This is a genomic window from Burkholderia sp. SIMBA_062 (assembly GCF_046534765.1).
GTDB classification, from domain to species: domain Bacteria; phylum Pseudomonadota; class Gammaproteobacteria; order Burkholderiales; family Burkholderiaceae; genus Burkholderia; species Burkholderia ambifaria.
In genome coordinates, this window is record NZ_JAWRYD010000656.1 from 1 (window position 1) to 233 (window position 233).

Sequence of the window (233 nt, forward strand, 5' to 3'; positions counted from 1 at the left end):
CATGTACAGATAGACCACCGGCGTCGTGTACAGCGTGAGCATCTGACTGACGATCAGGCCGCCGACAATCGAAATGCCCAGCGGCGCGCGCAGTTCCGCACCTTCGCCGCGCCCGAACGCCAGCGGCAGCGCGCCGAGCAGCGCCGCGCAGGTCGTCATCATGATCGGACGGAAGCGCAGCAGACACGCCTGGCGGATCGCGTCGTGCGAACTCAGGCCCTCGCGCGAGGCCT

General features: G+C 67.8%; 1 protein-coding gene. It reads right to left on the bottom strand.

The genetic code is table 11. The annotated features are described in order from the left end of the window. Positions 1-233: efflux RND transporter permease subunit (locus tag SB786_RS37810; protein WP_410731784.1), on the bottom strand; the 233-nt coding region annotated here is incomplete at both ends.